The sequence below is a fragment of the Streptomyces tanashiensis genome (genome assembly GCF_014648895.1).
Classification (GTDB): domain Bacteria; phylum Actinomycetota; class Actinomycetes; order Streptomycetales; family Streptomycetaceae; genus Streptomyces; species Streptomyces tanashiensis.
On the sequence record NZ_BMRZ01000027.1, the window covers coordinates 21256 to 38052 of the forward strand.

Below are 16797 nucleotides of genomic sequence, written 5' to 3' on the forward strand. Positions count from 1 at the left end.
GTTCCGCCCGGTCCTCCTGCGTCTCGGTCCGCTGCCCGTCGTCTTTCGTCCGGACCGTGCGCGAGGCCGGGGCACCCGCACGCGGGTGCCCCGGCCGTTCGGCTGCGGTCCGTCAGCGGCGGACCTGGTAGGCCCGCGTCACGGTCTGGTCGACGGAGTTGCCGTCGGCGTCGGTGGCGGTGACCCTCAGCGAGACGAAGCCCGCGGCCGCCGGGTTGTCGATGGTGCCGTTCAGACGGCCGTCCAGGCGGACCTTCCGCCAGGAGGCACCGTCGTCGTACGAGGCCCACAGCTCGACCTTGGTGATCGCCGGGCCGGCGAGGCCCTTCGGGTGCCGTGCGTCGAGGCCGACGGTCGTGCGGGACCCGGTCCGGGCGCTGTTGGCCAGGTCGGTACCGAGGCGGTAGTCGACCGACAGGACCGGCAGCAGCGTCCGGCCCTCGCCCTGCGCGGAGTGGAAGCGCCAGTCGGTGCGCACCTTCGTCGAGGTGTTCCAGCCGGCCTCGTCCCGCTGGACGTCGGTGACCACCCGGTACTCGGCGCGCTCCGGGACCATCGGGAAGGCGACGTTGGTGGCGGGCGCGGTGCCGAGCGGCACGCCGTCCCGGTAGACCGTGGTCAGTTCCTTGTCGGTGCCGTTGCGCATGACGGCCCACTGCCCGGAGCCGCTGTCGAGCAGCCCCGCGGCGGCGACGGCCCCCACCCCGCCGACGCGGGCGGCCGCGTAGTCCAGGTCGCTCGGCAGTGCGGTGCGGACCACGGCCTTGTTCCAGTCGCGGCGTACCTGCTGTCCGGGGGTGAACTTCGTGGCGGCCGTCACCTGCCAGGCGCCGCCCGCCGACCACACGGGGCCGATCTTCATGGCCTCGTACGTCCGCAGTCCCGTGGTGACGTACTCGGTCAGGGTGCGCTGGAGCGTCACCCGCCCGAAGGAGAAGTTCGCCACCGTCTGCATCGGCGAGTGCATCAGGCGGCTGTATCCGGCCTCGGCTCCGGCGGTGGTGCCGTGGAACCGGCTGTCGACCGAGGCCAGTTCACCGGTCCTGACGCGGTAGTGCTGGTCGGCGGGGATGCTGCCGGCGCGGTACTTGAGCAGTTCGTAGGAGTACGGGCTGACCGCCGTTCCGGTGAAGGTGATCCGGGCGCCCGACTGGGCCAGCAGGCGCTCGCCCTCGGCGCCGGAGACCGTCATCGCGGGGATGCGGGTCTCCTTCGGGCTCCAGTTGCCCGCCAGCCAGCCGCCGGGGGTGTCGTTGTAGACGAGCACGGCGAGAGCTCCGGCGTCGGCCGCCGCGTCGACCTGCGCGTACGTGGTGGTCCCGGGGTCCCGCTTCACCAGTGCGAGCTTGCCCCGGACGTCCTCTCCGGGCTTGGCGACCCGGAGGGTGCGGCTGCCGTCGAAGCGGGCGGAGCCCGTCCAGCCCTGGAAGTAGGAGACGTCCAGGGCACGGCCGCCGTGTCCGGCGAGCCGGGCCGCGAGCGCCGGTGCGCTGAGCGACCAGCCGACGCGCGACTCGAAGAGGGTGGGGTCGGCGGTGGCCGACGGGACGGAGTAGACGGCCGTCTCGCCGCCCAGCCAGACCTCGCGGTTGTGGACGAGGACCTTCGAGGTCGGGCTGGAGGCGATGCCGACGCGGAGGCGGTTCGTCTCCGACGGGCGGGGCGTGGTCATGGTGACCCGGCCCGCCTTGGAGGCGTCGAAGGTGAAGGTGCGGTCCGAGTCGATGAGTGTGCCGGGCCGGGCCGCGTAGGTGTACTCGTGGAGCATGCTCCAGTCGGGGCTGTAGTGGAAGATCTCCGCGATGAAGGAGTGCTCGCCGCGCGGCACCCGCAGCACGACGGTCCCGTCCTCGCCGACCGGGTACGTCTCCGGGATCACCCCTTGGTCCAGGGTGGTGTCGGTGACCGCGGCGATGCCGCCGGTCGGCTTGCCGTCGCGGTCGAGGACCTTCAGCGTGACGTCGTAGCGCTGGACGTCCCGGCCGAAGCCGATCGCGGTCACCGCCGTCGTCCCGTCGGTGGCACGCGCGGTGACGTGAGCGCCGTGCGAGCCGGTGGTGACGCTGCCGCTGTCGAGGGTGACGGCGACCTCGGCGGTGCCGTGCGCGGGGACGGTCACCGAGTCGGCGCCCAGGGCGAGCGTGCCGGCCGGCAGCGTCTCACCGGCGTTCTCCAGCGAGAGCGCCAGCGTGACCGGGGTGTCGCCGTCGTTGACGTACGCGATCTTCTTCTCGACCGCGCCCGAGTCGTCCCAGCCGCGCAGGCCGAAGTCGACGGTGCCGTCGGCGGACACCGACTGGCGGACCGCGCGGGCCACATCGACACGGCCCGCGCCCTGGGCGTACACCGAGGTGTCGGCGGTGGTCTTCGCGGTGCTGACGAGCAGGCTCTTCAGCCGGGCGGGCGACCAGTCGGGGTGGCGCTGGGCGAGGATCGCGGCCGCGCCCGCCACGTGCGGCGTCGCCATGGAGGTGCCGCTCGCGGTGGTGTAGAGGTCGCCGACGGGCGTGCCCATCGTCGTGCCCGCCGCGCGGGCCGCGACGATCCGGACGCCCGGTGCGGTGATCTCCGGCTTGAGGGCGCCGTCGCCGCGCGGGCCCCGGCTGGAGAAGCTCGCGACGGCGTCGGCGGAGTCCACGGCGCCGACCGTCAGGGCTGCGGCAGCGGCACCGGGCGAGCCGACCGTCTTGTCGCCGGGGCCGCTGTTGCCCGCGGCGATGGTGAACAGGACGCCGGTCTTGGCGGTGAGTTCGTTGACCGCGAGCGACATGGGGTCGGTGCCGTCGGCGCCCTCCTGGCCGCCCAGGCTCATGGAGACGACCTTCGCGCCGGAGTGCGCGGCCCAGTCCATGCCTTCGATGATGCCGGACTCCGAGCCGGAGCCGCCGTCGTCGAGGACCTTGCCCACGAGCAGCTTGGCACCGGGGGCCACGCCCCGGTACGTGCCGCCGGAACCGGCTCCGCTGCCGGCGATCGTGGAGGCGACGTGGGTGCCGTGTCCGTGGCCGTCGCGCGCGGTCTCGCCGGGGACGAAGCTGCGGCTCTCGGCGATGCGGTCGGCGAGGTCGGGGTGGGTGGCGTCGACGCCGGTGTCGAGGACGGCGACCTTGACGCCGGTGCCGTCGTATCCGGCGGCCCACGCCTCGGGTGCGCCGATCTGCGGGACGCTCTTCTCCAGGAGTGCGTCGACCTTGCCGTCCAGCCAGAGTCGCTGGACGCCGTCCGACAGGCGGGCCTCGGGGGTTCCGGCGCGGGCGCTGTCGTCGTCGACGGCCTCCCAGAAGGTGTCGCCCTTGGCCTTGTCGGCGGTGACCGCGGCGCCGCGCACGCCGGGGAGCCTGCGGCTGAGACGGGCTCCACCGGGGGTCGCGGTGCCGGCGGAGTCGTAGCGCACGATCAGCGGAGTCGACGCGCGGTGGGCGTCGTCGAAGCCCTGGGCGACGAGCTGGGTGACGTTGAACAGGCGCTTGTCGACCCGGCCGTTGTGGATCAGTGCCTCGACGTCCCGGGGGATCACGTACACGTCGGTGCCGACGGTGTACGTCCGCAGTCCGGAGGCGCTGCCCCGGTACGGCGTGACGTTGACGGCGAGGGTCTTGCCGTCCCTCGTTGCCACCGTCACCTTGTCGCCGGTCACCAGGGTGACCGTCGCGGTGCGGACAGCGTCCCGGGGTGCGGCGGTCACCGCGTCCTCCCCGGTCGCCGGGAGGGGGGTCGCGCCGTACGCCAGGCCGCCGGCGGTCATGGTGGCTGCCAGGGCGAAGCCGAGCAGTGCGGTTCTCCGTCTGCTGCGCATGCTGAGGGCACTCCTTCCGCCGGCGGAGGGGGATCCGTGTCCGGCGGAACCAAGAGTCAACAGGAACGATCACCTTCGCTACAGCCCGCGACTGACGAAGAAGCGACATGTCCACTCACCGCCACCTTGCGCACACCCAGGGGCTGCGACGAATCCCCTGTGGTAATGCGAACCCTCGTTTCCGACGGTCCTGTTGTGGTTTGATCACTTCGGGAGCGGGGGGTGGTCACGTCCAACCAGGGTGGGGGTAAGGCCTAGTGGGAGAAGGGCACATGCTGGCGGCGGCAGGGGTCGGCGCCGCGGAGGAACGGGTGTACCGCTTCCTCGTCGGGGCACGGGAAGCCGACGCCGTGGGAATCGCCGGGCAGTTGGGGTTCGACGTCGCACGCGTCCACTGGCTGCTGTCATCGCTCCATGACAAGGGCCTTGTCGGGCGGGCCGCCGTACGACCGGAGGGCGGTCCCGAACGGTACGTACCGATGGCGCCCGACGCCGCGCTGCGCCCGCTGCTGCTCCGCGGGCACGAAGCGCTCGAATGGGCACGGCGGGGCGTGGAGCAGCTCGCCGAGGAGTACCGGGCCGGCGGTCGGCGGCACGACGCCGGGCAGCTCGTCGAGGTGATCACCGGGGCGAACGTGATCCGGCAGCGGCTGCGGCAGATGGCGTACGGGGCCGACGAGATGCGCTGGCTCTGCAAGGCTCATCCGGTCGCTCTGGCGGCGGCGGAGAACGACGAGGAGTGGGAGCTGCTCGCCCGGGGCGTGCGGTACAAGACGATCTACGAGCGCGAACTCCTCGAAGGACCCGGCATGGTTGACAACGTTGCCCGGAGCATCCGTGCGGGCGAGCAGGCTCGGGCCGTCGGAACGCTGCCGGTGCGACTGGTGATCGCGGACAGCTCGATGGCCATCTGCCCTCTGGTGTACGAGAGTCGGGAGGGCCTCGACGGTGCCGAGCGGGCGGCGGGTCCGGCCGACCGGGCGGGCGAGCCGACGGCCGCCGTGGTCCACAGCAGCAGTCTGCTCGACGCGCTGATCGCCCTGTTCGAGAGCCAGTGGGCGGCGGCGACCCCGCTGCACGTGACCGACTCCGGCGAACTGGCCGACTTCGACGGCAGCCCGCGCCCGGCGGTGCATCTCGCCGACGACGAGCGCTATCTGCTCTCCCTGATCGTCGCCGGGGTCGCGGACAAGGCCATCGCCTCCCAGCTGTGGGTGAGTCAGCGCACGGTGCAGCGCCGCATCCAGGCCCTGATGCAGCGCGCCGGGGCCCTGACCAGGACCCAGCTGGTGTGGCAGGTGGCGCAGCGGGGGTGGCTGGCGTAGGGGCACGAAGCCCGGCGTCCGACAGGGGGCAAGTCCGCGATCGCCGGCTTCAGTGCGTGTCGCCGTACGCGTGGGTGTCGGCACCGCCGTCGGTGTCGCCGGTGTCGGCGCCGGTGTGGGTGCGGTCGGCGTGGTCGGCGTGGTCGGCGTCGACACCGGCGGCGCTGTGGTCGGCATCGGTGTCGGGGCTGGTGTCGGCATCGGTGTCGCCGGCGAGCCGCACCAGGTCCGTCGTCAGAGAGGCCAGCCAGGACACGGTCGCGTAGTACGCGCGCGTGGCGCCGGGCGGGTCGTCGGCGAAGGTGGCGGAGTCCGTCGGGAGGGGGAGCGGTACCGGCGTCTCCCCCGTGTCCCCGCTGGGATCCATGCGGGCGGAGGTCAGCAGCATGCCCGCCGCGACCCGGTCGCCCGCGCGGATGAGGGACTCCGCCGGTTCCCTCCCCAGCGGCGGGACCACGACCGGCTCGGGAGGTACGAGAAGCCGGTCGGCGCCCCAGAGCGTATGGTGCCCGGCGATCAGCGCGGCCTGCCAGTCCTGGCCGACCGGCGGCGGCACCTGCCCCTTGGGTTCGCTCTGGTACTGCGCGTACGCCGACTCCGCCATGACCAGGGCGTGCTGCAGCGACCGGTGGCCCGGCGCGGTGACCACCGGTACGCGCCGCCCGCCCGCCGCGATCTGCGCCGTCGTCGCCACGACGATCTCCGCGGCGATCCGCAGCAGCACCGCGACCGATCGCCGCAACTCGTCGTGGGCGCCGCGCGGCCAGGCCATCAGCCCGAACACCGCGCCGATCGCGCTGCCCGTCAGCACGTCGAGCAGCCGGAACTCGGCGAGCTGCCAGGTGGCCGGCGCCAGCTGGGCGAAGACCAGGGCGACCACCACCGTGAACAGCGCCTGTGCCCACCCGACGCCCTTCACCGGCCCGAGCGTGAAGGTGACGAGCATCAGCGGCGGCAGTGCCACCGCGTACACCTCGATGTCGGTTCCGACCAGGGCCAGCACTGCCGCCGCGACCAGCGCGCCGACGAGAGTGCCGGTCAGCGCGATCCGCTCCGTCCTCCGGGTCTCCCGTACCGTCGTGCGCGTCAGGGTCAGGGTGGCCAGCAGCACCCAGAAGCCGTGCGGGAGCGTGTCGATGCCCGCGATCAACCGGGCCGCCGCCAGGGCGAGGCTGATCCGTACGGCGTTCTGGAAGAACACCGACCGCCCGCCGACGTGGCCCGACAGGCGCCGCCACCACAGCCCCGGTGCCCGCATCCGCGCGTACCAGAACCGGCCGGGCGCCGGTGGGTCGGCGGCTCGGCCCCGTACGGCGATGTCGGCCGCGGTGGACATCGCGAGCGCCGCGTCCGCCACCTCCAGAAGCGCCGCATTCCGGCGCTGCGCGGCGGGAGAGGTGTCCTCGGCCGCTGCCAGTGCCTCACGGACCCGCCGCAGCCGGGCGTGTGCCCGGCCGTCGGCGGTTGCGTCCCGCAGCAGGACGGCGGTCGCCGTCGCCACGTCCGCGACCGCCCGCAGCGGGTCCGGTCCTCCCCCTGTCTCCGGCACCTCGGACACCCTGGCACGGCCGTCCCGGCCCATGTCTCCCGCTGCCGCGCCCGCCTCGGTCCCGGCTTCCCCGGGCGGACCGGCACCCGTGGGAGGCGGCGGCAATGCCGCCAGCCGACCGAGCAGGGTGCGCGTCGCCAGGCCCGTATGAGCCAGGGCGCGGGGCCGCACACCTGCTCCGGCCGGCCGTTCCGCCTCCGGAACGCGGGAGGACCGAAGCTCCGTGCTCAAGACGCGGGCGGTGCGCCGCATGGCCTCCGGCAGCGCGTACGGTGCGGATCGCAGCCGGTCCGCGCAGCGCGCCGCGCCGTCGGCGGCCCGGGCGGCCCGTTCGCTGTAGGGCAGGGCGGGGGGCTCGGGGAACAGCGTCAGCTCCCCGATGATCAGCAGGACGAGTCCGAAGGTGGCCCCCGCCAGCCGTTCGCCGAGCGAGCCGGGGTCGTAGGGCGGGAAGGACGGCAGGATGTACATCAGCTGCAGGCCCGTGGCCGCGCCCGCGAAGCGTGGTCCTCCCACGGCCATGAAGGCCAACGCGAATCCGACGACCAGCATGCCGACGACGGCGCTCCACGTCCGCACCGACAGGTACGTGCCGAGCGTGATCAACACCCAGCACACCGGCACGACGTCGAGCAGCAGCCTGGCCCGCTGTCGTCCGGAGCCGGGGAGGTGGGACAGCCCGGCCATGGCGATCGCGCCGAACAGGGCGTATGTCGCGCCGACCGCCGAGTCGAAGCCGTAGAGAAGGACGTAGAACCCGGCCGCGGCGGCGATCGTGACGCGCAGCGCCCGCCGCCCGGCCGCCCGGTAGGCGGGCGAGGGCCGTCGCAGGAACGCGCCACCCATGCCCCCAGCATCACCCGTCCCTCGGGACCCGGCACGGCGGGGAGGCCGACGGTCCCGGACAGCGGGGCCCGTTCCGGGATGTGCGCCACCGTTTCGAGGAGCAGGCGCTGGGCGCGGCACACCCGGCGTCGACAGGGGGTGCACACTTGTTTACCCTGGGGTGCACACTTGTACACCCCTGCCGTTCCCGGTTCTCGCACCACCTCTGGAGCACGATGACCTCCGCCGCCCCCGCATCCGCGCCCGGCACGACATCCGGGCACGCCCGCTCCCGGCTCGTCGTCCCCGTCCTCGCCTTCTGCGGCATGGTCGTCGCCGTCATGCAGACCCTCGTCGTGCCGCTGCTGCCGCACATACCCGAGCTGACCGGGGCGAGCGCGGGCGCCGCGGGCTGGCTGGTGACCGTCACCCTCCTCACCGGCGCGGTGTTCACCCCGGTGCTCGGCCGGGTCGGCGACATGTACGGCAAGCGGCGGGTCCTCCTCGCGTCGCTCGGGGTGCTCACCCTCGGTTCCGTGCTCTGCGCGGTCAGCTCCGACATCGGCGTACTGATCACCGGCCGGGCCCTCCAGGGCGCGGCTCTCGCGGTGATCCCGCTCGGCATCAGCATCATCCGCGACGAGCTCCCCGCCGAGCGCGTCCTGCCGTCCATCGCGCTGATGAGCTCCACCCTCGGCATCGGCGCGGCCATCGGACTGCCGCTGGCCGCCGTCGTGACGGAGAACTTCGACTGGCACACCATGTTCTGGGCGTCCGCCGCACTCGGCCTGCTCGACCTCCTGCTGGTGCTGTGGGTCGTACCGGAGTCGGCCGTGCGCACCCGGGGGCGCTTCGACGTGCCGGGCACGCTGGGCCTCGCCGTCCTGCTGGTCGGTGTGCTCCTGGCGATCACCCAGGGCTCCGGCTGGGGCTGGACCTCCGCGCTGACGCTCGGCCTGCTCGGCGCCTCGGTCGCCGTGGGTGTGGTCTGGGGCTGGTACGAACTGCGTACCCCGTCCCCGATCATGGACCTGAGGGTGTCCGCCCGGCCCGCCGTACTGCTGACCAACATCGCGGCCCTGCTCATCGGCTTCTCGTTCTACGCGAACTCCCTGGTCACGGCCCAGCTCGTGCAGGAGCCCACGAGTACCGGCTACGGCCTCGGCGCCTCGATCGTCGTCAGCGGACTCTGCCTGCTGCCCGGCGGACTCGCGATGGTGGCCCTGTCTCCCCTCTCGGCGCGGATCTCCGCCACGTACGGGCCCCGCACCGCGCTCGCCGTCGCGGCGGTCGTCATGACCCTGGGCTATGTGGTGCGCTTCTTCACCAGCCACAGCCTCTGGCTGATCGTCGCCGGCGCCACCGTGGTCGCCTGCGGCACCGCCATCGCTTACTCGGCGCTGCCCGCGCTCGTGATGCGGGCCGTGCCGGTGAGCGAGACCGGCTCGGCCAACGGCCTCAACACCCTGATGCGCTCCGTCGGCCAGGCCTGCTGCAGCGCCGTGGTCACCGCCGTACTGGCCCGTGTGACCTTCGTGGCGGACGGCCGAACCGCACCGACGCTCCACGCCTATCTGCTGATCTTCCTGGTCGCCGCCGGAGCGGCCCTCGCCGCCCTCGTCGCCACCCTCCTCCTGCCGTCCGACCGGCCCGGGCGGGACGCCCCGCGCGACGGTGACCAGCCGGGCGGTACGGTCACGGTGTCACCGCCCACCAGCGCCGCCCGAGGGAACGCATGAGCACCGCCGACGAATCCACCTCCCCGGCCACGGCCGACGCGGGTCGAACCGTCCGCCCGCAGGCCGGGGCCTCCCCCATGGACGGAGGGGAGGAAGGCCCTGAGACCGGACGCGATGCCATCATCCGCGCCGCGCGGCGGGCGTTCACGCTCAAGCCGTACGCCGAGGTCACCATGCGGGGCATCGCCGCGGCGGCCGGGGTGAGCCCGTCCCTGATCGTCAAACGGTTCGGCACCAAGGAGGCCCTGTTCAACACGGTCGTCGACTTCCGGCCGGCCGCCACCGAACTCTTCACCGCCCCGCTGCCCGACCTCGGCCGCCACCTCGTCCTGACCATGATCGACCTCCGCGACCGGCTCCGCGGCGACCCGCTCCTGCGCGTGGTCTTCTCCCTCGGCATCGAGGACGAGCGCACGCTGCTGCGCGCCCGCTTCCGCGAACAGGTCACCGACCGCCTCGCCGGCCTCCTCACCGGCCCCGACGCCCGACTGCGCGCGGAACTCGTCGCCGGCCAGCTCCTGGGCCTGGGCGCCACCCTGAGTCTCCACCGCCCCGACGGCGCCACCGCCCAGACCACAGCCGAACGCCTCGCGGACCTCTACGCCCCCGGCATCCAGCACCTCGTCGACGGGGGCTGAGCGGCGACACCCTCGAACACGAGGCGCGCCGGCCGGACGCCCACCGAACAAAAAGGAAGCGGCAGACCTCTCCGATCGCGGTACGGTCCGTCCATGTCCCGATCATCAACCGATAGTGCCCTTTCCCGGCCCCCCGTCACCGCCGACGACCTCGACTCGGCCGTCCAACTCGCCGTGGCAGTCCTCCGCGAGGCGCCCCCAGCCGCATGGGAGGGCAAGGCCGGTTCGCTGGAATGGGACTGCTGGGAAACCGTCGAGCATCTCAGCGACGACCTCTTCGCCTACGCCGCGCAACTGGGCCCCCGAACACCGCCCTTGGACGGCGAGGTGCCCTTCGTATGGGAGAGCCGCCGTCCCGGCGGCCCGGCGAACGCCATTCACGCGGACCGCACGGCGGGGCCCGTCGGCCTGCTGCAGGTCCTGGAAGCGAGCGGCGCGCTGCTCGTCGCCATGGTGCGAACGGTGCCTCCGCAGACCCGCGCCCACCACGGCTTCGGCGTCTCGGACCCCGAGGGTTTCGCCGCCATGGGAATCGTGGAGACCCTGGTGCACACATATGACCTGGCCGCAGGGCTCGGCCTCGCATGGACCCCGCCTGCCGGTCTGTGCTCTCGGGTGCTGGCTCGGCTGTTCCCGGACGCACCGTCGTCCACGGATCCCTGGCCCACCCTCCTGTGGGCCACCGGCCGCGCCGAACTGCCGGGACACCCCCGTCTCACCACCTGGCGCTGGGACGGCACGCCCCGGGCGTAGGCGCGACGGTGAGTGGCGGATGGCCGGAACCCGGTCGGGCGCCCGCGGCGGGCGGTGTCGCGGCGCCCGCCCGCTCAGAGGTGGCCGTCGAGAAGGTCCCGTACCTCGGCGATGGTCATCGGCCCCTCCGAGTGCGCCACCGCCTCACTCTCCTTGAGCAGGACGTAGGACGGAGCGCCGGTGACTCCGTATCGCGTGGTCGCGGCCGGACAACGTGTGATGTCCGTGCGGACGACCGTCAGGCGGCCGGTGTACTCGTCGGCGACGTCACCCACGACGAGGTCCATCGCCCGGCAGGGCTCGATCGCCTTGGGCCATGTCCCGATGAAGTACGCGAGGACCGGGACTCCGCTCATCCGGAGGATGAAATCGAACTCCGCGTCCTCACGGGGTTGGTGAACCCGCTTCGCCATGCAAGCTCCTGACCTCGCGTTCCGTCATTCCGTCCCCCATCATCCCTCGCCGGACGACCTCGGCTGCGACCGGCAGCCCGCGATCAGGTGTCCCTGTTGGTAGCTTGCGGACGTGGACGACTTCTCAACCTCGTGGACCGCACTGCGCGAGACCGTCGCCGGTCTCGCCGACGACGACTTCGCACAGCCGTCGGGCTGCACCGGCTGGCTCGTACGCGACCTGGTGTGCCACCTCGTCATCGACGCCCAGGACGTCCTCATCACCCTCGCGACACCCGCCGACACGCCCCCGACACGGGACGCCGCGAGCTACTGGGAGGTGGCCGACACCCCGCCGACCGGCGAGGACCCGCTGGACGCGCTGACCGTACGGCTCGCCGCGGCGTACGAGGATCCGGGACTCCTGAAGTTCCACCTCGACGACGTCGGCTCCGCCGCCGGCCGCGCCGCCGTGCTCGCCGACCCCGGACGCGCGGTCGCCACGCGAGGCGAGGTGCTCACGGCAGGCGACTACCTCTCCGCGTACGTCCTGGAGTGGACCCTGCACCACCTGGACCTCGTGGCGCACCTGCGAGGGGCGCCACGACCGCCCGCGGAGAGCCTGTCCACCGCGCGCGCACTCCTTGAGCGGATCGCCGGCGCGCCCTTCCCGGCCGAACTGTCCGACACGGACGCGCTGCTCGTGGGAACCGGCCGCCGCGAACCGAGCTCCGCAGAACGGGCCGCGCTGTCCGGGGCCGGCGTGCGGATCCCGCTCTCGCTCGGCTGAACGAAGCACGGCCGGCGCGCTCACCGTGGCGGCGGGGCCGCGCCACGACGGCAGCGCGCCCCCGCAGGCCGTGAGGACGGCCGTGCGCGGGGGCGCGCTGTCGGGGGTCGGCTACTGCGGGTCCCTGTTACGGGCCCACTCGCTCCAGTTTCCGTTGGCGTCGCGCTCGCGGAACCACCCCACGCCGTCCCCGCCGATGACGTGGATGGCGAACTGCCAGGGCAGAGACGCCTGCGGAACGGTGATCACTACGGCGCTCATCGCCACGCCGCCCATCGACAGCCAGTGGCTCCAGTCGCCGTCGGAGTCGGTCCACCGGGTCCATACGGCGCGGTCGGGGGCCACGAGGAAGACCTGCTTGGTCCCGTTCGGGAGCTTCTTGGTGGTGACGCCGAACTCGCAGATGTAGGCCTTGCCGCCACTCGTGCAGCCGCTCGCGGCCTGGGCGGTCGGCGGGACGGCCATGGCCAGACCCGCGACCGCGGCGATCGTGACGACGGCAGCTCGGAGCTTCTTCATGTATCCGGAATTCCTGACAGTAGTACGCGAAAGACAACAACCCCGATCCTGCTCCGCGCCCCTAACGTCTCGCTTACGTCCCACTTGCGCCGCAAGCGACGGCACCGTCCCGCTTCGTCCGAAAGCCACGCAGGGCGCCTGCATGGACTGATCACCATCGATCCCCGCCACCGCGCCTGTCGCCGGCAAATCCAGGCGTCCCTCCGAGGCGGGGCCCCTATGCTGCCGCGGTGACCACTCCCCCCAAGCCCTCACCTCGCGCCGTGATCGTGCTGATCGCGCTGCCCCTCATAGCCCTCGCCGCATGCGGAGCATGGCGGTGGTGGGACCACGCGCAGGACGGCGAGTTCAGCGCGGATCCGAGGTTCTGCGGGCTCGTCACTCCCGAGACGATCCACCGCCTCGTGCCCGAGTCGTACGGGGGCCGCGAGGACGTCGCCTCCTGCACCTGGTCCGCGCCCCGCGAGAAGGGGAAGTACCGGGCCAACGTCCATCTCTTCGCCAGCCGCCTCACCGTCGAACTGGCGCGGAAGGACATCAAGGAGCAGCGCACCGACGACGTGCTGGGCTGGGAGACGGACACCCGGGAAGAGGTGCTCGGCATCGGCGACGAGGCGTTCCTCCGCTTCCATCCGCCCACCCCCGGCAAGAACATCACCGCTCAGGTCGTCTTCCGCCGCAGCAACATGGTGATCTCCCTCGCCTACGCCCGCAGCGACGACGACCGGCAGGCCGCCCGAGCCGGCGCGATCGACGCCGCCCGCGAGGCGGCCGCCCTCCTGAAGCCCTGACGCGCCCCTCTCCCACGCGAAGCGGCCGGGGCTGAGTGTCGTCCCCATCCACCGGGACGGGGAAAGAGCCTCCGGATCGTCAGGTACGCCGTCTACTCTGGTCGCCAGGACAGCTGTTCGGGCGGCGAGGGGGACGCGATGGATCCGATCACTGTGGCAGGACTCGCCGGCACCGCACTCGTCGGCGCCATGGCCACCGACGCCTGGCAGCAGACGCGGGACGGCGTCGTCGCTCTCTGGCGTCGCGTGCATCCCGAGCGCGCCGAGGAAGTCGGCACGGAGCTGACACAGCTGCACACGATCGTCGACGACCAGCGACGGAACGTCGCCGTCGACGCGGCATTGGCGCAGCTCTGGCAGCTGCGGTTGCGCGACCTCCTCCTCACGGACCCGGCCCTCACCGCCGAGCTCACCGCCCAACTGGCGCGCCTCGCCGACGACATCGCCACGCACAGCGCCCGGCCCGAAGGTCAGATCGTCGGCACTCAGCACCTGGAGGCCCACGCCTCCGACGGCGGCCGGGTCTACCAGGCCGCGCGCGACATGACCATCACCGAGCGCTGAGGACGCGCATGTCCATGGAGGTGTCGGAGGGGGCGGAGGACCCCTCTCACTCGGCGGCTCCGGGCACGATGTCCACCGTCCACCCCCCGCGCGTACGCCTTGAGGTCTCCGCGCCCGGCGGACGGGCCGTGCAGGCCGCCCGCGACCTGTACGTGTCGGAGACGCACCACCACGGCAGACCCGCCGGTCCACTGGCCGTCGTCGAACCCGTACTGCCCACCGACGAGGCGGCGGCGGAGGTCTTCGTGGGCCGGAGTGCCGAGACGCGGGACGTCCTCGCCGTCCTCGACCCGACCCACGGCGCCACCGGCATGGTCGTCGCCTCGTCCGTCGCGGGGCTCGCCGGGATCGGCAAGACCGCACTCGCCCGGTCCTGCGCCGCCGAGGCGGTGGCACGGGGCTGGTACGCGGGCGGCGCCGTCTTCGTCGACCTCGACGGATACGCCCCCGACCCCACCGACCAGGTGATGCCCGAGCACGTCTTCGCCCCCATGCTCCACGCCCTCGGCCACCAGGGCCCCCTGGACGCCTCGGTCGCCGGGCAGGCGGCCCAGTACCACCGGCTGCTCGCCGAACGCGCCGCCGAGCGACGCCCGGTCCTGCTCGTCCTCGACAACGCCTCCAGCAGCGCGCAGATCGCCGACCTCATGCCGCGCTCCAGGGTGCACCGCACCCTCATCACCTCGCGGCACACCCTGGCCACGCGAGGCTCCCGCACCCTCGAACTCGGCACGCTGACACCAGTCGGCGCCCGCGCTCTCGTCGCGGAGCAGCTCGTGTTCCTCTCCCCCGACGACAGCCGCACCCGACTGGACGTCCAGGGCACGGAACGCCTCTGCCACCTGTGCGGCCACCTGCCGCTGGCCCTGCACATCGCCACCGCGCTCCTCGCCCGGGACCCGGACCTGACCCCGGGCGCACTCGCGGACGAGCTCGCCCGCGCGCAGCACAGGCTCGACGTCCTGGACGACGGGGAGCGGGCGGTGCGGGCGGCGTTCGAACTCTCGTACCGCCGCCTCACGCCCGACCAGGCCCTGCTCTTCAGGCTGATGCCCCTGAATCCCGGACCCCACATCGCCACGGACGCCGCCGCACGGCTCATCGACAGGGCCGAGGACGAGGCCGCGCGGCTGATCCGCGAGCTGGCCCGCGCCCACGTCGTCGAGCGGGCGGGAACGGGCGTCTGGCGGCAGCACGACCTCATGCGCGCCTATGCGATCGAACTCCTCGGTCGCGAGCGCGACGCCCAGGGCGAGGCGTCGAACCGGCTCATCGAGCACTACATCGCGATGGCGGCCGCCGCCCTGTCGACCCTGAACACCGGCACCGCAACCGCGTCACCGGCTTTCCGCGCCGCGGAGGACGCCCTGGCCTGGTGCGACCGTGAGCAGTCCAACCTCCAGGCCGCGATCTCGATGGCCGCCACCTTCGGTGACGGTGACGGAGCCCTGCGTATCCAGGAGGCCTTGATCGCGGTGCACGCCCACCGCCATCAGACGGCCGAATGGGAGGCCGCCGCCCGGTCGGCCGTGGTCTTCGCGAGAGAGGCGAAGGACTATCCCGGCAGATCCCGTGCGCTGCACGAACTGATGCTCGCCCTGGAATCCGCAGGGCGCAGGGAGGAGGCGCTGGCGGCGGCCGAGGATCTGCTGCGCTTCCAGTACATGATCATCATGGCCGCCCTCCAGGTCGAACGCATCGCCGAATGCCGCCAACTGCTGGAACACGCCCGCGCCGCGGTCGCGGAGAGCGAGCGTCTCCTCGGAGAGGACAAGCGTCGGTTCGTGCACATGCGGCGCGAGGACATCTCACGGGTGGCGAAGGCCCGCGGACTCGACGAATCCTTCCAGGAGCCGGGCCCCCGACCCGCTCGCGGACTCGACGGGATCCCCAAGGAGCACGGCCCCCGAGCCACCCGCTCCAGGGCGGGTGCGGCCACCGCACCTCCCCGCAGCCCTCAGGAAGAGGCCGCGACCTGGGCCCGCAAGGCCCTGACCCGACTGCCGCCGGCACGGCCCCATGCCGGCGATTTCGATCCCTACGCCGGCGAATCCCAGAAGGCGGCGCGGCGCGCACTCGCGCTGATCCCCGAGGACCTGGAGCCGGAGGAAGCGGAGGACTGGCGCGAGGTCTGCGACCTGCTGGCCCGCTACGCCGCGAAGCGACTCACCGGCGGCGAAGAGGCGCGGTACCGCGGCCGGGTGGCCGAGCTGACGTGGACGGACCGAACTCTGCCCCACGTCGCCGCCGCTTACGACATCGCCGTCCGGGCCTACGAACGCATCGGCGAGCCGGCGGCTCAGGCTCGTCTGCTCGCGGACTTCGCACGCGAATGCTTCCAATCGGGGGACTACACGCGGGCCATCCGCTATCAGGGTCAGGTCGCCGATGTCGCCATGGCGGTCGGCGACGAGGCAGGCCACGGCGAGGCCCTCTCCGCGATCGCTCACGCCCATCTGCTGCTCAAGAACCATGAGAAGGCCGTACGGTTCGCCGAGCGCGCCCTCACTCTCCTCACCTACGCGAACCGTCCCGGTGCAGCAAGCCGCGCCCTCACCACCGTGGCCAACGCCCGCCACGGCCAGAACCGCCACGCCGAGGCGCTCTCGGCCGCGCTCAACGCCGAGGCACTCGCCAGGTCGGCGAACGACCTCCAGGGCCATGTGGCGGCCCTCCTCGTCCTGGGTCTCGCCCAGCGCGCCACCGGGAGTGCCGAGGACGCGTCCAGGTCCTGGAGGGCCGCCCTGCTCACGTCGCGGCGTGTCCGGGACCCCTATCTCACTCGCGAGACGGCGGCCTTTCTCACGAGCGTGGGCCACCCGCTCACCTGACGGGCGTCCCCGTGCCGGGATGCATCATGTCCGTCACATCAAGGGCCACGGCGCCGCCGCCATGCATGCGGCGCGCGTCGGGCGTCACTTCGCCAGGAAGGTGAGGAGGGCGGTGTTGACCTCCTCGGCGTGGGTCCACAGCAGACCGTGCGGGGCGCCCTCGATCTCGACGTAGTCGGCGGCGGGGAGCGCCTTGTGGAAGGGGCGGGCGGTGTTCTCTGCGGGCAGGATGCGGTCGGCGGTGCCGTGCAGGATCAGGGCGGGGACGTCGACGGCGGGGATGTC

The 16797-nt window shown here is 72.8% G+C and carries 13 protein-coding genes; 8 read left to right on the forward strand and 5 right to left on the reverse strand.

The window, feature by feature from the left end; all coding sequences use genetic code 11:
• Positions 1 to 112: 112 nt before the first annotated feature.
• Complete coding sequence (locus IE237_RS39015) at positions 113 to 3796, reverse strand: S8 family peptidase (protein ID WP_189806959.1); 3684 nt, start codon at positions 3794 to 3796, stop codon at positions 113 to 115.
• Between the two features lie 272 nt (positions 3797 to 4068).
• On the opposite strand from IE237_RS39015, the gene IE237_RS39020 reads away from it, so the two are divergent.
• Positions 4069 to 5121 carry a helix-turn-helix domain-containing protein gene (locus IE237_RS39020; protein WP_189806960.1) on the forward strand — a complete coding sequence of 351 codons (1053 nt, stop codon included), beginning with the start codon at positions 4069 to 4071 and terminating at the stop codon, positions 5119 to 5121.
• A gap of 49 nt (positions 5122 to 5170) precedes the next feature.
• Here IE237_RS39020 and IE237_RS39025 read toward each other — a convergent pair whose 3' ends face one another.
• Positions 5171 to 7516, reverse strand: coding sequence for an FUSC family protein (locus IE237_RS39025; RefSeq protein ID WP_189806961.1), 2346 nt, complete (start codon positions 7514 to 7516; stop codon positions 5171 to 5173).
• Positions 7517 to 7731: 215 nt separating this feature from the next.
• Between IE237_RS39025 and IE237_RS39030 the strand changes: the two genes are divergently transcribed.
• From IE237_RS39030 to IE237_RS39040, 3 genes are all read left to right on the forward strand, one after another.
• Positions 7732 to 9234 carry an MFS transporter gene (locus IE237_RS39030; RefSeq protein ID WP_189806962.1) on the forward strand — a complete coding sequence of 501 codons (1503 nt, stop codon included), beginning with the start codon at positions 7732 to 7734 and terminating at the stop codon, positions 9232 to 9234.
• Positions 9231 to 9872, forward strand: coding sequence for a TetR/AcrR family transcriptional regulator (locus IE237_RS39035; protein ID WP_229844065.1), 642 nt, complete (start codon positions 9231 to 9233; stop codon positions 9870 to 9872). The genes IE237_RS39030 and IE237_RS39035 overlap by 4 nt, the downstream gene beginning before the upstream one ends.
• Before the next feature lie 93 nt (positions 9873 to 9965).
• Positions 9966 to 10625 carry a DinB family protein gene (locus tag IE237_RS39040; RefSeq protein ID WP_189806963.1) on the forward strand — a complete coding sequence of 220 codons (660 nt, stop codon included), beginning with the start codon at positions 9966 to 9968 and terminating at the stop codon, positions 10623 to 10625.
• Between the two features lie 74 nt (positions 10626 to 10699).
• Here the strand turns inward: IE237_RS39040 and IE237_RS39045 are convergent, their stop codons facing one another.
• Positions 10700 to 11038, reverse strand: coding sequence for a thioredoxin family protein (locus IE237_RS39045; protein WP_189806964.1), 339 nt, complete (start codon positions 11036 to 11038; stop codon positions 10700 to 10702).
• Positions 11039 to 11150: 112 nt separating this feature from the next.
• Between IE237_RS39045 and IE237_RS39050 the strand changes: the two genes are divergently transcribed.
• On the forward strand, positions 11151 to 11807 hold the full coding sequence (locus IE237_RS39050) for a maleylpyruvate isomerase N-terminal domain-containing protein (protein WP_189806965.1): 657 nt from the start codon (positions 11151 to 11153) through the stop codon (positions 11805 to 11807).
• Between the two features lie 111 nt (positions 11808 to 11918).
• Here the strand turns inward: IE237_RS39050 and IE237_RS39055 are convergent, their stop codons facing one another.
• Positions 11919 to 12326 (reverse strand): PLL family lectin, encoded by a 408-nt coding sequence (locus IE237_RS39055; RefSeq protein ID WP_189806966.1) that lies wholly within the window; start codon positions 12324 to 12326, stop codon positions 11919 to 11921.
• Between the two features lie 230 nt (positions 12327 to 12556).
• On the opposite strand from IE237_RS39055, the gene IE237_RS39060 reads away from it, so the two are divergent.
• The 3 genes from IE237_RS39060 to IE237_RS39070 all read left to right on the forward strand — a co-directional run bounded on the left by IE237_RS39060 (position 12557) and on the right by IE237_RS39070 (position 16512).
• Positions 12557 to 13117, forward strand: coding sequence for a hypothetical protein (locus tag IE237_RS39060; RefSeq protein WP_189806967.1), 561 nt, complete (start codon positions 12557 to 12559; stop codon positions 13115 to 13117).
• Between the two features lie 138 nt (positions 13118 to 13255).
• Complete coding sequence (locus IE237_RS39065; RefSeq protein WP_189806968.1) at positions 13256 to 13681, forward strand: hypothetical protein; 426 nt, start codon at positions 13256 to 13258, stop codon at positions 13679 to 13681.
• Between the two features lie 8 nt (positions 13682 to 13689).
• A complete protein-coding gene (locus tag IE237_RS39070) occupies positions 13690 to 16512 on the forward strand; it encodes an ATP-binding protein (RefSeq protein ID WP_189806969.1) in 2823 nt (940 codons plus the stop codon).
• Positions 16513 to 16596: 84 nt separating this feature from the next.
• Here the strand turns inward: IE237_RS39070 and IE237_RS39075 are convergent.
• A partial coding sequence (locus IE237_RS39075; protein WP_189806970.1) for an alpha/beta fold hydrolase occupies positions 16597 to 16797 on the reverse strand: 201 nt, incomplete at its 5' end.